Annotated in this window: 16 protein-coding genes; 11 read left to right on the top strand and 5 right to left on the bottom strand. The window is 63.1% G+C overall.

What is annotated here, in order from left to right; genetic code table 11:
* Positions 1–36: 36 nt before the first annotated feature.
* The 7 genes from xoxF5 to ASG57_RS18355 all read left to right on the top strand — a co-directional run bounded on the left by xoxF5 (position 37) and on the right by ASG57_RS18355 (position 7,995).
* Entirely contained in the window at positions 37–1,842 is a 1,806-nt protein-coding gene (xoxF5, locus tag ASG57_RS18385) for a lanthanide-dependent methanol dehydrogenase XoxF5 (RefSeq protein WP_024342561.1), read from the top strand.
* Between the two features lie 113 nt (positions 1,843–1,955).
* Positions 1,956–2,447, top strand: a complete 492-nt coding sequence (locus ASG57_RS18380) for a c-type cytochrome, methanol metabolism-related (RefSeq protein WP_024342562.1) — start codon at positions 1,956–1,958, stop codon at positions 2,445–2,447.
* 60 nt (positions 2,448–2,507) lie between these two features.
* Positions 2,508–3,617, top strand: coding sequence for an S-(hydroxymethyl)glutathione dehydrogenase/class III alcohol dehydrogenase (locus ASG57_RS18375; protein WP_024342563.1), 1,110 nt, complete (start codon positions 2,508–2,510; stop codon positions 3,615–3,617).
* Positions 3,618–3,648: 31 nt separating this feature from the next.
* Positions 3,649–4,212 carry an S-(hydroxymethyl)glutathione synthase gene (gfa, locus tag ASG57_RS18370; RefSeq protein WP_057196937.1) on the top strand — a complete coding sequence of 188 codons (564 nt, stop codon included), beginning with the start codon at positions 3,649–3,651 and terminating at the stop codon, positions 4,210–4,212.
* Positions 4,213–4,833: 621 nt separating this feature from the next.
* Positions 4,834–5,286: a (2Fe-2S)-binding protein gene (locus ASG57_RS18365; RefSeq protein ID WP_024342565.1), complete on the top strand. Its 453-nt coding sequence runs from the start codon at positions 4,834–4,836 to the stop codon at positions 5,284–5,286.
* A 1-nt stretch (position 5,287) separates the two neighbouring features.
* Positions 5,288–7,600, top strand: coding sequence for a xanthine dehydrogenase family protein molybdopterin-binding subunit (locus ASG57_RS18360; RefSeq protein WP_057196936.1), 2,313 nt, complete (start codon positions 5,288–5,290; stop codon positions 7,598–7,600).
* 137 nt (positions 7,601–7,737) lie between these two features.
* Positions 7,738–7,995, top strand: a complete 258-nt coding sequence (locus ASG57_RS18355) for a hypothetical protein (RefSeq protein WP_057196935.1) — start codon at positions 7,738–7,740, stop codon at positions 7,993–7,995.
* A 134-nt stretch (positions 7,996–8,129) separates the two neighbouring features.
* Here ASG57_RS18355 and ASG57_RS18350 read toward each other — a convergent pair whose 3' ends face one another.
* From ASG57_RS18350 to ASG57_RS18335, 4 genes are all read right to left on the bottom strand, one after another.
* On the bottom strand, positions 8,130–9,854 hold the full coding sequence (locus ASG57_RS18350; RefSeq protein WP_024342568.1) for a methanol/ethanol family PQQ-dependent dehydrogenase: 1,725 nt from the start codon (positions 9,852–9,854) through the stop codon (positions 8,130–8,132).
* 131 nt (positions 9,855–9,985) lie between these two features.
* The gene (locus tag ASG57_RS18345; RefSeq protein ID WP_024342569.1) at positions 9,986–10,639 is read right to left on the bottom strand and encodes a QcrA and Rieske domain-containing protein; all 654 of its coding nucleotides are present in this window, start codon (positions 10,637–10,639) and stop codon (positions 9,986–9,988) included.
* A 245-nt stretch (positions 10,640–10,884) separates the two neighbouring features.
* The gene (locus tag ASG57_RS18340) at positions 10,885–11,349 is read right to left on the bottom strand and encodes a group III truncated hemoglobin (protein ID WP_024342570.1); all 465 of its coding nucleotides are present in this window, start codon (positions 11,347–11,349) and stop codon (positions 10,885–10,887) included.
* 134 nt (positions 11,350–11,483) lie between these two features.
* Entirely contained in the window at positions 11,484–12,335 is an 852-nt protein-coding gene (locus ASG57_RS18335) for a 3-hydroxybutyryl-CoA dehydrogenase (protein WP_057196934.1), read from the bottom strand.
* A gap of 476 nt (positions 12,336–12,811) precedes the next feature.
* On the opposite strand from ASG57_RS18335, the gene ASG57_RS18330 reads away from it, so the two are divergent.
* Complete coding sequence (locus ASG57_RS18330) at positions 12,812–13,510, top strand: ABC transporter permease (protein WP_057196933.1); 699 nt, start codon at positions 12,812–12,814, stop codon at positions 13,508–13,510.
* Here the strand turns inward: ASG57_RS18330 and ASG57_RS18325 are convergent.
* Complete coding sequence (locus ASG57_RS18325) at positions 13,484–14,293, bottom strand: ABC transporter substrate-binding protein (protein ID WP_057196932.1); 810 nt, start codon at positions 14,291–14,293, stop codon at positions 13,484–13,486. The genes ASG57_RS18330 and ASG57_RS18325 overlap by 27 nt on opposite strands.
* Before the next feature lie 164 nt (positions 14,294–14,457).
* On the opposite strand from ASG57_RS18325, the gene ASG57_RS18320 reads away from it, so the two are divergent.
* From ASG57_RS18320 to ASG57_RS18310, 3 genes are all read left to right on the top strand, one after another.
* Positions 14,458–14,739: a hypothetical protein gene (locus tag ASG57_RS18320; RefSeq protein ID WP_057196931.1), complete on the top strand. Its 282-nt coding sequence runs from the start codon at positions 14,458–14,460 to the stop codon at positions 14,737–14,739.
* A gap of 232 nt (positions 14,740–14,971) precedes the next feature.
* Positions 14,972–16,123, top strand: a complete 1,152-nt coding sequence (locus tag ASG57_RS18315) for a hypothetical protein (protein WP_230646694.1) — start codon at positions 14,972–14,974, stop codon at positions 16,121–16,123.
* Between the two features lie 315 nt (positions 16,124–16,438).
* Positions 16,439–18,448: a putative bifunctional diguanylate cyclase/phosphodiesterase gene (locus tag ASG57_RS18310; protein WP_057196930.1), complete on the top strand. Its 2,010-nt coding sequence runs from the start codon at positions 16,439–16,441 to the stop codon at positions 18,446–18,448.
* Position 18,449: the final 1 nt, after the last annotated feature.

The raw sequence follows: 18,449 nt of genomic DNA, 5'->3' as shown, positions 1-18,449 counted from the left end.
TCGGAAACAATAAACGAGACCAACGGAGGAATGACTATGCGCAAGGTGCTACTGGCGACCTGTCTTGGTTCGGCGGCGGCTCTCGCCGCCGGCGGCGCTTCAGCCAATGACGAGCTGATCAAGATGTCGCAGAACCCGAAGGACTGGGTGATGCCGGCGGGCGACTACGCCAACACCCGCTATTCGAAGCTGAACCAGATCACCGCACAAAACGTGGGCAAGCTCCAGGTCGCCTGGACCTTCTCGACCGGCGTGTTGCGCGGCCATGAAGGGGGACCGCTGATCATCGGCAACATGATGTACGTCCACACGCCGTTCCCGAACAAGGTCTACGCAATGGACCTTTCGCAGGAGAACAAGATCGTATGGAAGTACGAGCCGAAGCAGGATCCCAATGTCATTCCGGTGATGTGCTGCGACACCGTCAATCGCGGCCTGGCCTACGGTGACGGCAAGATCATCCTGCATCAGGCCGACACCAATCTCGTCGCGCTCGATGCCAAGACGGGTCAGGTTGCGTGGTCCGCCACCAACGGCAATCCGGCAAAGGGCGAGACTGGCACTTCGTCCGCCCTGGTCGTCAAGGACAAGGTCATGGTCGGCATTTCCGGCGGCGAGTTCGGCGTGCAGTGCCATCTGACCGCATACGACCTCAAGTCTGGCAAACAAGTCTGGCGTGCCTATTCCGAGGGCCCGGACGACCAGATCAAGGTCGATCCCGCCAAGACGATGTCGCTCGGCAAGCCGGTCGGCCCCGACTCGTCCCTCAAGACCTGGCAGGGCGATCAGTGGAAGATCGGCGGCGGCTGCACCTGGGGCTGGATTTCCTACGATCCCGCTCTGAACCTCGTCTATTACGGATCGGGCAATCCCTCGACCTGGAACCCGAAGCAGCGACCCGGCGACAACAAATGGTCGATGACGATCTTCGCGCGCGATGCCGACACCGGCATGGCGAAGTGGGTGTACCAGATGACGCCGCACGACGAGTGGGACTATGACGGCGTCAACGAAATGATCCTCACCGATCAGCAGATTAACGGCCAGAACCGCAAGCTGCTGACGCACTTCGACCGCAACGGCCTTGCCTACACGATGGACCGTGAGACGGGCGAATTGCTGGTCGCCGAGAAGTACGACCCGAAGGTGAACTGGACCAGCGGCGTCGACATGGACAAGAACTCGCCGACCTACGGCCGGCCGAAAGTCGTTGCTCAATATTCGACCGAGCACGGCGGAGAGGACAAGAACACGAAGGGCATCTGCCCGGCCGCGCTCGGCACCAAGGACCAGCAGCCGGCGGCCTACTCGCCGGACACGCAGCTGTTCTACGTCCCGACCAACCACGTCTGCATGGACTACGAGCCGTTCAAGGTGAGCTACACCGCGGGCCAGCCCTATGTGGGTGCGACGCTCTCGATGTACCCGCCCCCGGGTGAGAGCCACATGGGCAACTTCATCGCCTGGGACAACAAGACGGGCAAGATCGTCTGGTCGAACAAGGAGCAGTTCTCGGTCTGGTCTGGTGCGCTCGCAACGGCAGGTGGCGTGGTGTTCTACGGCACACTCGAAGGCTACCTGAAGGCGGTCGACGCCAAGTCGGGCAAGGAGCTCTACAAGTTCAAGACTCCGTCCGGCATCATCGGCAACGTCACCACCTATGAGAACAACGGCAAGCAGTACATTGCCGTGCTCTCCGGCGTAGGTGGTTGGGCCGGCATCGGTCTGGCGGCAGGCTTGACCGATCCGACCGCAGGTCTCGGTGCAGTCGGCGGCTATGCGGCTCTGAGCAACTACACGGCACTCGGCGGTACGCTGACCGTGTTCTCGCTGCCGAACTAGGCCTCGCTCAGCATCGCTTCGGCGCGTGGATCAACTCCACGCGCCGGCTCGTCTCCACCGAACGCCTCGAGGACAATCTCTTGCGTAAAATCTGCTCTGTCATTGCCGTGCTGATGATCTTCGTTGCGTCCGCAGGAACTGCAATCGCGGACGGTCCGGGCGATCCGGCCGCCGTGAAGAAGGAAGACGACGGAAAGTGGCTCGATAAGGAAGGAATTCCGACCTACAAGATTTCGGCCGACGGCACCGTGGACTGGTTCACCTATTCCGGATATCGCCGCTATCACTCCGACTGCCACGTCTGCCATGGCCCGGACGGCATGGGCTCCACTTACGCGCCGGCACTCAAGGATTCTGTCAAGACCATGAGCTACGGCGATTTCCTCGGCGTAGTCGCCTCCGGTCGCAAGAATATTTCGACCGCACAGGAGAACGTCATGCCGGCTTTCGGCGACAATCCGAACGTCGCCTGCTACATGGACGACCTGTACGTCTATCTGCGCGCCCGCTCCACCGAAGCATGGGGCCGGCAGCGTCCCGCCAAGAAGGAGGAGAAAACAGAGGCGTACAAGAAGGCGGAAGACGCCTGCATGGGCAACAAATGACCGTTATGGGACTGCCGAGACCATCTCTCGGCGCCCTATGAGAATCTGAGGAGCTTTACGATGAAGACACGTGCCGCCGTCGCTTTCGAGGCCAAGAAGCCGCTCGAGATCGTCGAGATCGATCTGGAGGGCCCGAAGGCCGGCGAAGTCCTGGTCGAGATCAAGGCGACCGGCATCTGCCATACCGACGCCTACACGCTCGACGGCTTCGACAGCGAAGGAATCTTTCCGTCGATCCTGGGACATGAGGGTGCGGGCATCATCCGCGAGATCGGCCCGGGCGTGACCTCGGTGAAGCCGGGCGATCACGTCATCCCGCTTTACACGCCGGAATGCCGGCAGTGCAAAAGCTGCCTCAGCCAGAAGACCAATCTCTGCACCGCGATCCGTGCGACGCAGGGCAAGGGCGTGATGCCCGACGGCACCAGCCGTTTCTCCTACAAGGGCAAGCCGATCTACCACTATATGGGCTGCTCGACGTTCTCGAACTTCACCGTGCTGCCCGAGATCGCGGTCGCCAAGATCCGCGAGGACGCGCCGTTCGACAAGAGCTGCTACATCGGCTGCGGCGTCACCACCGGCGTCGGGGCCGTTGTCAACACCGCGAAAGTCGAGCCGGGCGCAAACGTGGTCGTGTTCGGCCTTGGCGGCATCGGCCTCAACGTCATCCAGGGGGCCAAGATGGCCGGCGCCGACAAGATCATCGGCGTCGACATCAACGACTCGAAGGAGGAGTGGGGCAAGCGGTTCGGCATGACCCACTTCGTCAACCCGAAGAAGGTGACCGGCGACATCGTCCAGCACCTCGTTGGCCTCACTGACGGCGGCGCCGACTACACCTTCGACTGCACCGGCAACACCACTGTGATGCGTCAGGCCTTGGAAGCCTGCCACCGCGGCTGGGGCACCTCGATCATCATCGGCGTCGCCGAAGCCGGCAAGGAGATCTCCACGCGCCCCTTCCAGCTCGTCACCGGGCGCAACTGGCGCGGCACCGCCTTCGGCGGCGCACGCGGGCGCACCGACGTGCCGAAGATCGTCGACTGGTACATGAACGGAAAGATCCAGATCGATCCGATGATCACCCACGTGCTGAAGCTCGAGGAGATCAACAAGGGCTTTGACCTCATGCACGAGGGCAAATCCATCCGTTCAGTCGTCGTGTTCTAGCTCACAGCCATCACACAAGGAGGATCGACCCATGACTGTTGCACTCCATCCCTCGATCGACAACGGCATCAAGCAGGGCAGCGGCAGCTTCGCCGGTGGCACCCTGGTCTGCAAATGCACGGATCACCCGGTCAAGGTCGGCATCAAGGGCGACGTCGCGCACAACCACGCCTGTGGCTGCACCAAATGCTGGAAGCCGCAGGGCGCGACCTTCTCCGTCGTCGCCGTGGTCCCGCGCCAGAACGTCACCGTGCTCGAGAACGGCGACAAGCTGCAGATCGTCGATCCCTCCGCGGTGATCCAGCGCTATGCCTGCAAGGCCTGCGGCACGCACATGTACGGACGCATCGAGAACAAGGGCCACCCGTTCTATGGTCTCGACTTCATCCATCCCGAACTGTTCCAGGAGCAGGGTTCGCAGGCGCCGCAATTCGCCGCCTTCGTCTCCTCGGTGATCGAGTCGGGCGTGAAGCCCGAGCAGATGGCAGGCATCCGCTCGCGGCTGAAGGAGCTCGGCCTCGAGCCCTACGACTGCCTGTCCCCGGCGCTGATGGACGCGATCGCTACTCACGTGGCGAAAGCCAAAGCGGCCTGAGATGGCCGCCTGATCGGGGCCGCCGAGCTTCGGCCCCATCCGCTCGCTGGCATGTATGACGCCAGCGAGCCGGAGTGGTCCCCAACACGGGGACCACCGCGGCGATGCCGCCGCTTCTGCGCCACGCATATTTGAGGACCATTGGCTCCTCAGTCCTGGTCTCTGAATGACTGCGCAGGGCCGCTTGCTTCCTGCTTGAAGTCGCGGTGCCTGCGTTTCTCCCTCCCTCGACTGAGGCATCCTGCTTCGTCCGCACGGTCTTGTGGCGGACGAAGCCTTTTTTGTTTGGCGCCCATCTCGCAAGCACACCTGGGATGACGCGCCCTGCTTTTGACAAACCGTGGATGCAATCTTTTCCCGGTGAGAACACTCGGCTGTGAACGCCGGGCCGGAGCGATCTCTGTTACGATCGCGCCTCACGATGCCGCGCGAATTCAATCAATCAAGAACAAACGGGAGGTATCGAGCACATCCAGACATCGCCATGGCGTTCCTGCCTCCCTCCGGGATTTGCCCGTTCGGGACGACGGCGGAATGTGGGCGAAACGACGCAAGAACCCGTCGCCCGGCGGCGTCGGTGAAAGTTGAATTGGGCATGCTTATGAAGAGCGAGGGATGATCATGATCAAGGTGAAGATCAACGGCCAGGAACAGAGCTGGGACGGCGACCCGGATCTCCCGCTTCTCTGGTTCCTGCGTGACGAAGCCGGGCTGACCGGCACCAAGTACGGCTGCGGCCAGGCCTTGTGCGGCTCTTGCACGGTCATCGTCGACAAGCAGGCCGTGCGCGCCTGCATCACGTCGGTCAACGACGTTGCCGGACGCGAGGTCACCACGATCGAGGGACTGCATCCGAATGGCGATCATCCGGTGCAGAAGGCCTGGCGTCAGGTCAACGTGCCACAATGCGGCTTCTGCCAGGCCGGCCAGATCATGCAGGCGGCCGCGCTGTTGATGGAAAATCCAAAACCCTCGCATGACCAGATCCGCGAGGCGATGTCCGGCAACATCTGCCGCTGCGGCTGCTATCAGCGCATCGAGAATGCCGTCCATCTGGCATCGACGGGGGTGTGACATGAATTTCATCGACAATCCCCGCAAGCTTCGCGGCTTCGAAAGGCAAATCAAGGTCGAGAAGATCTCGCGCCGCAGCATCCTGAAAGGACTCGGCGTTACCGGCGGCTTCGTGCTCGCCGCCCCCGTGATCTCGCGCCAGGCCCTCGCCTATGAGACCGGCGCCGGCAAGATGCCGCACGGTGTCGTGGTCGATCCGCGCGTGTTCGTTTCGGTCGCTCCGGACGGCATCGTCACCATCATCGGGCACCGTTCGGAAATGGGCACTGGCGTGCGCACCAGCCTACCCTTGATCGTGGCCGAGGAGATGGAAGCCGATTGGTCCAGGGTCAAGGTGCAGCAGGCCCATGGCGACGAGGTCAAGTTCGGCAACCAGGACACCGACGGCTCGCGCAGCACGCGCCATTATCTGATGCCGATGCGCCAGATCGGCGCCTCCGCCCGCACCATGCTGGAGCAGGCCGCGGCCAAGCGCTGGGGCGTGCCGGCCACCGAGGTCAAGGCGGTCAACCATGAGGTCGTCCACAGCGCCAGCGGCCGCAAGCTCGGCTTCGGCGAGCTCGCCGCGGACGCAGCCAAGGAATCGGTGCCGAGCATCGAAGGCCTGAAGCTGAAGAATCCCAAGGACTTCCGCTATCTCGGAAAGGGACAGGTGGGCATCGTCGATCTTCACGACATCACCACCGGCAAGGCGCTTTACGGCGCGGACGTCCGCTTGCCCGGTATGAAGTATGCCGTGATCGCCCGCCCGCCAGTGACGGGCGGCAAGCTGGTTTCGTTCGAGCCTGACGCGGCTCTGAAAGTCCCCGGCGTCGAGAAGGTGATGCAGGTGCGCGGCTGGCCGTGGCCCTCCAAATTCCAACCGCTTGGCGGCGTCGCCGTTATCGCGCGCAACACCGGCGCCGCGATCAAGGGCCGCGACGCCTTGAAGCTGGTCTGGGACGACGGGCCCAACGGCAAATACGACTCCGTCGCCTATCGCAAGGAGCTCGAGGAAGCCTCGCGCAAGCCCGGCCTCGTCCTGCGCAAAGAGGGCGATGCGGACGCTACCTTGAAGGGCGCCGACAAGGTGATCGTCGGAGAGTACTACATTCCGCATCTCGCCCATGTCGCGATGGAGCCGCCGGTGGCCGTCGCCGACGTCAAGGGCGACAAGGCCGAGATCTGGGCGCCGGTGCAAAGCCCCGGCGGTACCCGCGAGGACGTTGCCAAGACGCTCGGCATCCCCGTAGGCAATGTCACCGTCAACGTGACGCTGCTCGGCGGCGGTTTCGGCCGCAAGTCGAAATGCGACTTCGCGCTCGAAGCCGCCTTGCTGTCGAAAGAGCTCGGCGCGCCGGTGAAGGTGCAGTGGACGCGGGAAGACGACATCCACAACGGCTTCCTGCACACTGTCTCAGTCGAACGCATCGAAGCCGGCCTCGACAAGAGCGGCAAGGTGGTCGCCTGGCGGCACCGCAGCGTCGCTCCGAGCATCGCTTCGACCTTTGCCGCCGGCACGGTGCATCAAGCGCCGTTCGAGGTCGGCATGGGCCTCGTCGATATGCCGTTCGAGATTGCAAACATCTCCTGTGAGAATCCGGAAGCGGCCGCGCATACCCGCATCGGCTGGTTCCGTTCGGTCTCGAACATCCCGCGCGCTTTCGCGGTGCAATCGATGGTGGGCGAGATCGCGCAGGCGACCGGCCGCGATCAGAAAGACATGCTGCTCGAGCTGATCGGCTCGTCCCGCATGGTCAAGCCCAACGTCAAGGACCTCTGGAACTATGGCGAACCCTACGACAGCTACCCGATCGATACCGCGCGGCTGCGCAAGGTGGTCGAGCTGGTTGCCGAGAAGGGCGATTGGGGGCGAAAGGTGCCGAAGGGCCACGGTCTCGGCATCGCGGTGCACCGCAGCTTCGTCAGCTACATCGCCACGATCGTCGAGGTCGCCGTCGACGACAAGGGGAAACTGACGGTGCCACGTGTCGACACGGCGATCGACTGCGGCACCTATGTCAACCCCGAGCGCATTGCCTCGCAGATCGAGGGTGCCGCGATCATGGGGTTGAGCCTCGCCAAATTCGGCGAGATTACCTTCAAGGACGGCAAGGTCCAGCAGAAGAATTTTGACGACTTCCAGGTCGTCAGGATGGATGACTCTCCCGTCGTCACCAACGTCTACATCGTGCCGGCCGATCCGGACACGCCGCCGAGCGGCGTCGGAGAGCCCGGCGTTCCGCCGTTCGCGCCGGCACTGATCAATGCGATCTTCGCCGCGACGGGAAAACGCATCCGCGCGCTTCCGATTGGCAAGCAATTGGAGGCATAGAGCATGATGCGGAAGAGTGGACCCCGCTTTTCCAGATTGATCATGCTCAGAAAAGAGAGGAGCGCGGCAGAAGTCTATCGCGCTTCGGAACACAAGCGGCTTCACACCGTTTCCATCGATCTGACAGGAGCAGATCGATGATCAACATCTCAAAGGCGCTCGCGGTCTCGCTGGCGAGCGCCTTTCTTTTGACGGCCTCCGGCGCGTTGGCCCAGAGCAATACAGCCCCGCCCGCCACGGCCCCGCGGCCGACTGGACCGGACCAGAACTCCCTTCCAAACGCCAACGCCCCGCCCGCCTCGACCAACCAGACCACCGGGCAACACAATCCCGATCCGAAGATTCGTGAGATGAACCAGAAGGAAAAGGACAAGGTCGAACGTATGGGCAAATAGCGATCTCAGGCTTTGCGCACCTCGTGCCGTTTGCGCCGGGGAAGCATCCCATCTCACACAAATGCGGCGGACGTTGCCGTCCGCCGCATTCGCCACCCCCCGGCTGCTCCGCTTCTTTCGATCCGCCCGCGGAGCTATTTCTTCAGCGCGAATACCCAGACGACGCCGCCCTGCGGCACGTTGGCTTCGATGCCGATATTGTTCGTCACGAGCGCATCCTGGATGCGCTGCGCGTCCACGCCCCAGCCCGACTGGATCGCGATGTACTGCGTACCGTCGATCTCATAGGACACCGGCATGCCGACGATGCCGGAGTTGGTCTTCTGCTCCCACAATAATTCGCCCGTCTTGGCATGGAAGGCTCGGAAGTTGCGGTCGTTGGTCCCACCGACGAAGACAAGATCGCCCGCCGTCGCCGTGACTGATCCGAACAGCTGCGACTTGGGGAAGTTGTGCTGCCACACCTTCTTGCCCGTGGAAGGATCCCAAGCCTGGAGCTCGCCGAAATGATCCGCGCCCGGCTTTGTTTTCAGGCCGATATCTTCCGGCTTGGTGCCGAGCCAGAGCTCGCCCGGCTTGAGGGGGACCTTCTCGCCGGTAAAACCGCCGCAGAAGTTCTCGTTGGCAGGCACGTACACGAGCCCGGTTCTCTGGCTATAGGCGGCCGACGGCCAATCCTTCCCGCCCCACAATGATGGACAGAACTCGACGCGCTTACCGATGACCGGCTTGTGTGCAGGATCCACGATCGGCTTGCCGGTCTCGTCGATGCCCTTCCAGACATCGGTGAAGACGAACGGCCAGCCGGCGACATAGTTGATCTTGGTGGGCGTCCGCTCGAGCACCCAGAAGATCGCGTCGCGTCCCGGATGGACCAGGCTCTTGATGGTGCGACCGTTGCGCTGCAGATCGATCAGCATCGGCGCCTCGACCTCGTCCCAATCCCAGGAATCGTTCTGGTGGTACTGGTGATAGGCCTTGATCTTGCCGGTGTCGGGATCGAGCGCCAGCACCGATGCGGTGTAGAGATTGTCGCCAGGATGGGTCTCACCGGGCCATGGCGCCGCGTTTCCGACACCCCAATAGATCGTCCTGGTCTCCTTGTCATAATTGCCGGTCATCCAGGCCGACCCACCGCCATTCTTCCAGTCGTCGCCCTGCCAAGTGTCGTGACCGGGCTCGCCTTCGCCGGGGATCGTATAGGTTCGCCACAGCTCCTTGCCGTCCTTGGCGTCAAAAGCGGCGATATAGCCGCGCACGCCGAACTCGCCGCCGGAGCCGCCGACGATGACTTTGCCGTCGACGATCAACGGCATCAGGGTCATGTACTGACCCTTCCTGTAGTCCTGCACCTTGGTGTCCCACACCACCTTGCCGGTCTTTGCTTCGAGCGCGACCACGTGATCATCCGTGGTGGCGAGGAAAAGCTTGTCCTCCCACAGGCCGACCCCGCGGTTGGTCGGATGCAGCTGGAAAAGATCGTCGGGAAGCTGCCGCTTGTAGCGCCAATATTCGTCGCCAGTCTTCGCGTTCAACGCTATCACCTGACCCATCGGGGTCGTCACGAACATCGCGCCATTATTGACGATCGGCGGCGCTTGGTGGCCCTCGACCACACCGGTGGCAAAGGTCCAGACCGGCGTGAGGTTTTTCACGTTCGAGGTGTTGATCTGGTCGAGCGGACTGTAGCCATGCCCATCATAGGTGCGCCGGTAGAGCATCCAGTTGCTTGGCTCCGGATTTTCCAGGCGCTGCGCGGTGACCGGAGAATAGTTCTCGATCGGGCCTGACATGGCGGCGGTCGAGGCGAGGCAGGTGAAGGCAACGATGCCGGACAGTAACCATTGCTTCCTGGTCATGGAAGTTTTCATGGACGTTCCCCTTTTTCATCCGTTTGAATTCTTGTTCTGAATTCTTGTCGCTCGTTTCCGTCATCCGCCTGCCGGCGGAGGTGGCCTCTCGTGACGCGGGCAGCGCCCGCAACGGTCGGTCATCCTGGCTGCGCGCCACCTACCTTTCCCATGAAATTGCCGGCGACGCTGAGCGATCCGTCTGCCAGCGCCAGAGGCAACGCCGCGAGCCGTCGCGGCGCCGGTCCGAACACGACCTGCGCGCCCGAGCGTGGATCATATTCGGAGTTGTGACACATGCACTTGAACACCTCCTTGTCGCCGACATCGCTCTTCACCCAGGCGGTGACGGGGCAGCCCGCATGCGAGCAGATCGCCGAATAGGCGATGATGCCGTCGACGGCGCGCGCGCGAGTCTTCTCATCGAGCTCGGCCGGATCGAGCCGGATGATCAGGATTTCATTGAGCCGCGAGGCGCTCCGCACGACCGATGTGTTCGGATCTTTCGGCCACGCATGCACGGGAGGTCCACCAGCTGGCACGTCTGCTGCGGTTATGAGCTTTCCCTCGTTGTCGCCCTCGGAGAAGACGAGCAGATCGCCCTTCCGCGGGCGTTCGTCGGAGCCAGGCGGATCTTCGCCTGCTCGCACTTGGGGGGAACAGCCGAGACACGCGCTGGTCGCAAGCGCCCCGAGCAGCAGCGTGCGCCGCGTTTGCCCGGTTCGCGCGTCGGCGTCAGCTTCCGCAATATTCCCAGGTAGTGGTGAGTTGACGTTGCACGATGCTCTCGACATGCCCGCTAGCAGGCGCTGGAACTCTGCCGAAAACAAGGCGAAGAATTGACACCGCAGTGCATCAATATGGCTTTGCTCGCAGTGATTGAATGATACTGCACGCGTTCAGGCCTGTTTTCGTAAGTTCTACATCTGATCGCGCGAGCAGCATGATGATTATGCAGGTCAGCCAACTGCTGCTGGAATTGGTGCAACGCGCCATCGGCCGGCGCGAGCCGCACGCTTGTCAGGAGGGCTCCTTGTATTCACGACCTGAGCACGTGACGCGGCGATGCGATACGGCCTGCGACCGTTGCTGACGCCATCTCGAAACTGTCGGCGATGCGCCGCGCCTTGTCGATGAAGAGCGCAGCTGCTGTCGGCGGGCAGACTTCGCGCGCGGTCTGCTCGAACAGATCGAGCCAGCGGTCGAAATGATCGCCGGCCAGGCTCAGCGGCAGGTGCGCCCGCATAGGCGAGCCATGATAACGCCCGCTCATCAGCACGACCGACGACCAGAAATCCCGGAGCTTGGCCAGATGTTCGTCCCAGTTCTGGACGACGGCAAACACCGGCCCCAGAAGCGCGTCCTCGCGCACGCGTCCATAAAAGCGGGTGACGAGTTCCCCGATCATCTCCTCGGTGATCCCGGTGCGCTCGATCGCATCCTGGGTTAACAGGCTCCGCCGCGCAGCCGCCGCCTCGCGTTCGGCCTTCAATCGATCCGACATGTCCTCTGCTATCCGTTCATTGTTCCCGCACGCGCCCGTTCGGCATTGTCGGGCCAATTGCGCACGGCGTCTTTGTCGCAGCGCAAATTGCGGGATCTGGCGGCGGACTGGCACGCCCGCCGCCGATGCCTTGATCAGGCGCTATAGGTGTAGAAGCCCTGCCCGGTCTTGCGGCCGAGATGACCGGCATCGACCATCTCCCTCAGCAGCGGCGCCGGTCGATACTTGGGGTCGTTGAAGCCCCTATAAAAGACCTCCATCACCGAAAGCATGGTGTCGAGCCCGACGAGATCGGCCAGCGCCAGCGGGCCGATCGGATGGTTGCAACCGAGCTTCATGCCAGCATCGATCTCCTCTGCCGTCGCGATCCCTTCCTGGAGCGCGAAGATCGCCTCATTGATCATCGGGCAGAGGATGCGGTTGACAGCGAAACCCGGGCTGTTCTTGGCAGTGATTGCCACCTTGCCGACGCGCTTGGCGAAGTCCAGCGCCTTGGCATGGGTGTCATCGGAGGTCTGCAGGCCGCGGATGAGCTCGAGCAATGCCATCACCGGCACCGGGTTGAAGAAGTGCATGCCGATGAAGCGGTCGGGACGATCCGTTGCGGCGGCGAGCTTGGTGATTGAGATCGACGAGGTGTTGGTCGCGACCAGGGTGCGCGGCGACAGCGTGGCGCAGAGGTCCTTGAGGATCTTGACCTTGAGCTCCTCGTTCTCGGTCGCGGCTTCGATGACGAGATCGCAATCCGAAAGCTTTGCCCGATCGGTCGTGCCGGTGATGCGCTTGAGCGTCGCTTCGCGTTCGGCCGCCGACATCTTCTCCTTCTTGACCAGGCGCTCGAGGCTGCCACCGACGGTCGAAAGTCCGCGGTTCACCGCCGCATCGGAAATATCGACCATCACGACCGAAAGCCCGGCCGCCGCGCAGACCTGCGCGATGCCGTTCCCCATGGTCCCTGCCCCGATGATGCCAACGGTTTGGATCATTGCGTCACATCCTTCATCTTTGCGGGCGAGCCAGGAGCGGCCCGGCCCATGTTCCTGCATCAGGGTCTAGCACCGCCCCCGGGCGGGTGCGACCTGATCCCGTCCTCTCCTTAGTGCATCCACCGGCAGAATAAAGCCACTCACGGCCGCGCCGCGCCAGGATTCGGGCTCTCTCTGCCCAAAACTGCCGGGACTTGGCCCGGGGGCCCCCAGAGCACCCTGATGATGGCCGGGCTTCGGGCGCCCTGCCCAGGGGACAATAGCGCACCCCGAGCTCCACTGAATTTCGCCCCCTTGATTGTGGCGACCGCAGCGGCGAGAACCGGTGCAGTTGCCGTCCGTGAATGTGCGTGGACGGCCCGGCCTGCCGCCGAGGTGGACCGAAGCTGTCAGGGCGGGCTGCCGAGGACCAAGGATTTCGCGATGGACGTGACCAGGATCACCGGCATCGAGCCGGCGCAACAGCGTCAGGCCGGATGAACGATTTCGCGCGATCCATCGGGGCCGCCTTCACGCTGATCGGCAACGCCGACGCCGAGCTGCTGGGCATCGTCGCTCTCTCGGTACGGGTCAGCCTGACGGCCAGCATTGTGGCGCTGCTGATCGGCGCCCCGTTCGGCGCCCTGCTGGCGATCACGCACTTCCGCGGCCGGCAAGTCGTCATCGTGCTGACCAATGCGCTGCTCGGCCTTCCGCCGGTCGTGGTCGGGCTCGTCCTCTATCTGCTGCTGTCGCGGTCCGGCCCGCTCGGGGCGGCGGGCTTGTTGTTCACCCCGGCCGCCATGGTGATCGCGCAGACGCTGCTGGCCACGCCAATCGTGGTGGCGCTGGTGCACCGGCCGGCGAGCCTGCTGTGGGCGGAGTACGGCGATCTGGCGCGGATCGACGGACTGTCAGCCCTCCGCAGCATGGCCCTGCTATTCGCGCTGGGCCGGACCTCGCTGCTGACCGCCTTTCTTGCGGCGTTCGGGCGAGCCATTGCGGAAGTCGGCGCCATCATCATCGTCGGCGGCAACATCCGCGGCTTCACGCGCACGATGACGACAGCGATCGCTCTCGAAACCAGTAAGGGCGACCTGCCACTGGCGCTGGGTCTCGGATTGATCCTGCTTGCACTCAGCGTCGCGGTGTCGACCGTCGCGTTCGTGCTAGTGGGACGCGTTAGGGAAAAATAGCTGCTCGCCGCCGACCTTGTAGCCGGCTATCGCGTCCTGCCCCTTCGGCGAAACCAGCCAGTCGATGAAGGCCTTTCCGTCCTTCGCCTTCACGTTCGGATGCTTTTCAGGATTCACCAGCATGACGCCGTACTGATTGAAGAGCCGCTTGTCGCCCTCGGTCAGGATGGCGAGCTCGCCGCGGTTCTTGAACGACAGCCAGGTGCCGCGGTCCGACAGAACATAGGCGTTCGACGACGATGCCATGTTCAACGCCGGCCCCATGCCCTGACCAATCTCCCGGTACCAGCTGTCCTTGCCGGAGTTGAGGTCGACACCCGCCTCTTTCCATAACCTCAGTTCGGCCGCGTGCGTGCCGGACTTGTCGCCGCGCGAGATGAACGGCGCCTTGGCCGCCGCGATCTTGCGCAGCGCATCGACCACATCCTTGCTGCCCGTTATCCGCGCAGGATCGCTCTTTGGCCCGACGATGACGAAGTCATTGTACATGACGTCAAAGCGCTTCACGCCCTGTCCTTCGGACATGAACTTGTCCTCGGCGGGCCGGTCATGGACGAACACCACGTCGGCATCCCCTCGCCGTCCGATATCCAGCGCCTGGCCGGTGCCGACCGCGACGACCTTCACGCTGATGCCCTCAGCCTTAGCGAACAACGGCAGCAGATGGCCGAACAGCCCCGACTGCTCCGTCGAGGTGGTCGAGGCTACGGTGATAGTGCGATCCTGTGCGAATGCGATGGTGGACCAGAGCAAGACCGCTCCGACGGTGGCAAGTTTTCTCATGCGCGTCCTCAGCAAGACAATGAGGTCCTCAATAGCCGCTGGCGTTGAGGACTGGAACCCCGACCTTAGGCAGCAACGACAATTGATGCAAAGGGCTGGCGCGCGTCGGCAGGAACGTCGTTGGTGCAAGCGGGTTGTCTGGGGACGTAATCAAGGAGAGTCCGATGAAAAAGATCATCCTGGCATCCGCATGCATCATGGCGCTGGCGACAGGTGGTGCTTTCGCGCAGACACAACCTGCTCCCGGAACTCAGGGCGATGTTGGTCCTTCGTCACGGGGCCCCGGGACGAAGGGAATGACGACGGGACGTTCGTCGAACATGCAGAACGAGGCCAGCGACAGCAAGGGCGCCCAATCGCCCTCGGCCGGCGGCAGCAACGCGAACAATATGGGCAGTCAGGCTGGCGGCAGCGCAGGTTCTGGAGGCGCCGGCGCCGGCAAATGATCTGACGATCGAAAGCCGGAGGGATGTCCGTTCCCTTCCACGCCAAGCAGCATGTCAATCGCCGGCATCGCGAAGCAAAGCAGAGTTGAAATAAACCCCGCGCGCCGGGCGCGGGGGATGTTCTGCAATTGGTCTTCCCAACATTGACACGGGTGTGACGGCCGGGGCAGGTTTTCGCATTGCTGACGAATCAGCGATTGCCTCACGCCGAGTACCTCTTGGACAACTCCCAGTGCTTTCGAGACTGATATCGTTGCTGCGCCGCATCCCTGCGGTAGACTGGGCCTTTGCCCGACTTCGGCCTTCGCCGCACAGCGGCAATATTGAGGTCGCGCCGACCGACAGAGACGCTTCGCCGGCCATCATTGAGGACACCACTTCCACTGATGCAGCTCCAATCCCCGAGGTCAGCAGCGCTCCGGTGCGTGACGCTGACTTCGCCACCGAGGCTCCGGTCCCAGAGAAGGATGCGGCTGCGTCCGTCGTCGCGGAGAAACCGTTCACCGATATCTGCGTCAGCGACGTCTCATCTTCGGATCGAGCGACGGAAATCGAGACACCCGCGACGACACCAGTCGCCGCAGAGGTGTTAGCTTCGTCGGCCGAAGCGGAGAACGAACCAACTGCAGTCTCTGACCTCGCCATCGCTGCCGACGATGAAGCGCCCGCTGGCAACTGCGCAGAGGTTGACTCCGTCCTCGCAGAAGAGATTGTGGCTTCATCAGCGGACGGCGCGACCGCTTCGACTATTCTCCCCGACGTCATCCTCGAGGCAGTTTCCTCACCCGAGGTTTCCACCGATTTCGAATCGGTTGTCGTCGAGACAATGCCGGTGCTCCTCGTCGAGGCCGACAGCGTCGCGGTCGAAGCCAATCCCGACAGCGAACCAGTGCTGATCGTCGAGATCGCGCAGACCTCCGCGAGCGATGTTCCTCTCACTACAGCCATTGCGCCGGAGACAAACGAGCCAGCCCGCGTTGGCGAGATCGAACCGGCTCCAGCGCACGAGCCTCCTGCCCCGGAGATGCGCAATGCACCGAAAGTGCGCGCGCGGCCCGCGGAACCGACGGATCGCACCGCGCTGATCCGGCAGCGCTGGGCCGAGACCGGAATCAGGATGTGGAATCCGCGGCTTCACGGCACAGGCGAGGCCGCGCTGAACATCCAGGGAAGCATCGGGCTACTGCCGCCGGCGGCCGGCGAGACTATGCCGCGCTACGACAAGCTGGAGTTCAAGATGCTCGGCGGACAGATCGTCTGCGAGGGCGTCATCGTCGAGGCACCCGCACAGCCGGGCAACCGCAGCTTTACGCGGCTCGTCGAACCCAGGAACACCGAGCGAGTCCGCGAGCCGACGCGGGAGCGCCAAGCCGTTCTCGCCTGATCCTTTTTCTGCGACCAGCGGCGCGACACACTAGGCTGATGTCCCTGCCTTGGTGATCGCATGCGCACTTCCCCCCTGCGCCGTGCTGGCAGCCATGGTTAGCAGGCCGTAGCTGCGGCAGGCGAAATTGTGCCCGAAACACTTGGCCATGGCGCCGGATATCCTTAACGCGGCCTCACCACATGCACGGCGCCGGAAAATCCTGAGGTAGCGCGCAACCTGCGCTGGCGTCCCGCGCAGGCCCGATCTAACCCGCCCTTTACCCCCGCCGTGCAAGATCGCCGGCGTTTTTTAGAAGAGCGGGGCCCATATTTCATGCCGATTATTGATTTGAAGTCTTATCTTGCCGCCGCCATGCGGTTGTTTCGCGTTCCGGCCGACAATCCGGATCTGACGCGCGCGCAGTTCGACGCGTTCTCCAAGCAGATCCCGCTGCTCTACTTCATCCTCATCAGCAACACGATCGCGGTCGCCTACACCTATGTGAACGTGGCGCCGGACTGGCTGACGATCATCGTGCCGAGCGTGCTGACCGTGCTCGCAGGCTTGCGGACCTTCTGGTGGCTGCGTCAGCGTCACCTCGTGCGCAGCGACGGCGACATCCTGCGCAATCTGCGCACCACCAACTGGCTGACCTTGCCGATCGGGGCGGGCTTCACCGCCTGGTCCTTTGCGCTCTACCCCTACGGCGACCCCTTCGCCAAGAGCCAGGTCGCATTCTACATGGCGGTCACCGTGATCGGCTGCATCTTTTCACTGATGCATCTGCGCTCGCCGGCCTTGATCGTGACGCTGATCGTTGACGTGCCCTATGTGCTGTTCTTCTTCGCAACGGGCGAGCCGACGTTGAAGGCGATCGCCGTCAACAACCTCCTGGTCTCCGGCGCGATGGTGACGGTGCTGTTCATCTACTATCGCGACTTCGCCGATCTCGTCGCCAGCCGCAAGTCGCTGCTTGCGCAGCAGGCAGCGACGCAGGCGCTCTCGGACGAGAATTTCCGCCTGGCCAATCTCGATTCGCTCACCGAGTTGCCGAACCGCCGCCGCTTCTTCGCCGAGCTGTCGAGCGCCTTCGCCGATGCCGAGCGCAGGAAAGTTCGCGTTGCGGTCGGAATCATCGACCTCGACGGCTTCAAGCCCGTCAACGACAATTACGGCCATTCGGTCGGCGATCGCGTCCTGATCGAGGCGGGCCAGCGCATCCGTGAGGTCTGCGAGGGCTTCGGCCCACAGCGCGTGGAGTTCGCCCGGCTTGGCGGCGATGAATTCGGCCTCGTCGTGTGCGGCGATCCCGACGACGCCGACCTCATGCGGCTCGGCGAACGCATCGGCGGCCAGGTCAGGCTGCCTTACCAACTCGACACGGCCCATACCGGGCTGTCCTGCTCGATCGGCTTCGCATCGTTCCCGGACTCCGCGACGACGTCGGAGGCGCTTTATGAGTGCGCCGACTACTCGCTGTATCACGCCAAGCGACATTTGCGCGGCCGCACCGTGATCTTCTCGAGCGCGCTCGAGGCCGAGATCCGCAGCCGCGGTGTCATCGAGAACCTGCTGCGCACGGCCGATTTCAGTAGCGAGATGGATCTTGTGTTCCAGCCGATCGTCGACGCCATGAGCGAGCATACCGCCGGCTTCGAGGTCCTCGCGCGCTGGCGCAGCGCCCGTCTCGGCCTAGTTTCCCCGGCCGACTTCATTCCCGCCGCCGAGCGTATCGGTCTGATCCGGCCATTGACCCAGGCGCTACTGGTACGCGCGCTCGCGACTGCCAGAACTTGGCCCGATCACATCCGTCTATCGTTCAACCTCTCCGCCCATGATGTCTGCGCCGCAGAGGGCATCCTGCCGCTGATCTCCATCGTCGAGAAAAGCGGGCTAGCGCCACATCGGATCGACTTCGAGATCACCGAGACCGCCGTGACCTTCGACTTCGTGCGCGCACAGCAGTCGATTGCGTCGTTGAAGGCGATGGGCTGCGGCGTTTCGCTGGACGATTTCGGCACCGGCTATTCGTCCCTGAGCCACGTGCACCGGCTACCGCTCGACAAGATCAAGGTCGACCGCAGCTTCGTCTCCGACATTAACGAAAATCCGGTGAGCCACAAGATCATCAAGTCGCTCACCGGCCTCTGCGACGACATGGAGATCGCCTGCGTCGTCGAGGGCGTCGAAACCCGCGCCCAGCTCGACAGCCTGCGCCGCCTGGGCTGCGACTTCATTCAAGGTTACTATTTTGCGAAGCCCATGCCGGCCGAGGCAATTGGCGCGTATCTCGCGAAAGAAGACCGGCGCCTTGAAGCCAACGGAGCAAAGGTCGTCGCCTGAG

The sequence above is a fragment of the Bradyrhizobium sp. Leaf396 genome (genome assembly GCF_001424605.1).
Classification (GTDB): Bacteria; Pseudomonadota; Alphaproteobacteria; order Rhizobiales; family Xanthobacteraceae; genus Bradyrhizobium; species Bradyrhizobium japonicum_C.
This window is presented reverse-complemented; position numbering and strand designations above follow the sequence as displayed.

What these genes read in the sequence shown, in the direction of transcription:
- ASG57_RS18350 (WP_024342568.1), bottom strand. Translation starts at nt 9,854, where the DNA reads ATGACCAGGAAGCAATGGTTACTGTCCGGCATCGTTGCCTTCACCTGC.
- ASG57_RS18365 (WP_024342565.1), top strand. Translation starts at nt 4,834, where the DNA reads ATGATCAAGGTGAAGATCAACGGCCAGGAACAGAGCTGGGACGGCGAC.
- ASG57_RS18340 (WP_024342570.1), bottom strand. Translation starts at nt 11,349, where the DNA reads ATGTCGGATCGATTGAAGGCCGAACGCGAGGCGGCGGCTGCGCGGCGG.
- ASG57_RS18310 (WP_057196930.1), top strand. Translation starts at nt 16,439, where the DNA reads ATGCCGATTATTGATTTGAAGTCTTATCTTGCCGCCGCCATGCGGTTG.
- ASG57_RS18375 (WP_024342563.1), top strand. Translation starts at nt 2,508, where the DNA reads ATGAAGACACGTGCCGCCGTCGCTTTCGAGGCCAAGAAGCCGCTCGAG.
- gfa (WP_057196937.1), top strand. Translation starts at nt 3,649, where the DNA reads ATGACTGTTGCACTCCATCCCTCGATCGACAACGGCATCAAGCAGGGC.
- ASG57_RS18380 (WP_024342562.1), top strand. Translation starts at nt 1,956, where the DNA reads ATGATCTTCGTTGCGTCCGCAGGAACTGCAATCGCGGACGGTCCGGGC.
- ASG57_RS18355 (WP_057196935.1), top strand. Translation starts at nt 7,738, where the DNA reads ATGATCAACATCTCAAAGGCGCTCGCGGTCTCGCTGGCGAGCGCCTTT.
- ASG57_RS18330 (WP_057196933.1), top strand. Translation starts at nt 12,812, where the DNA reads ATGAACGATTTCGCGCGATCCATCGGGGCCGCCTTCACGCTGATCGGC.
- ASG57_RS18320 (WP_057196931.1), top strand. Translation starts at nt 14,458, where the DNA reads ATGAAAAAGATCATCCTGGCATCCGCATGCATCATGGCGCTGGCGACA.
- xoxF5 (WP_024342561.1), top strand. Translation starts at nt 37, where the DNA reads ATGCGCAAGGTGCTACTGGCGACCTGTCTTGGTTCGGCGGCGGCTCTC.
- ASG57_RS18360 (WP_057196936.1), top strand. Translation starts at nt 5,288, where the DNA reads ATGAATTTCATCGACAATCCCCGCAAGCTTCGCGGCTTCGAAAGGCAA.
- ASG57_RS18345 (WP_024342569.1), bottom strand. Translation starts at nt 10,639, where the DNA reads ATGTCGAGAGCATCGTGCAACGTCAACTCACCACTACCTGGGAATATT.
- ASG57_RS18325 (WP_057196932.1), bottom strand. Translation starts at nt 14,293, where the DNA reads ATGAGAAAACTTGCCACCGTCGGAGCGGTCTTGCTCTGGTCCACCATC.
- ASG57_RS18335 (WP_057196934.1), bottom strand. Translation starts at nt 12,335, where the DNA reads ATGATCCAAACCGTTGGCATCATCGGGGCAGGGACCATGGGGAACGGC.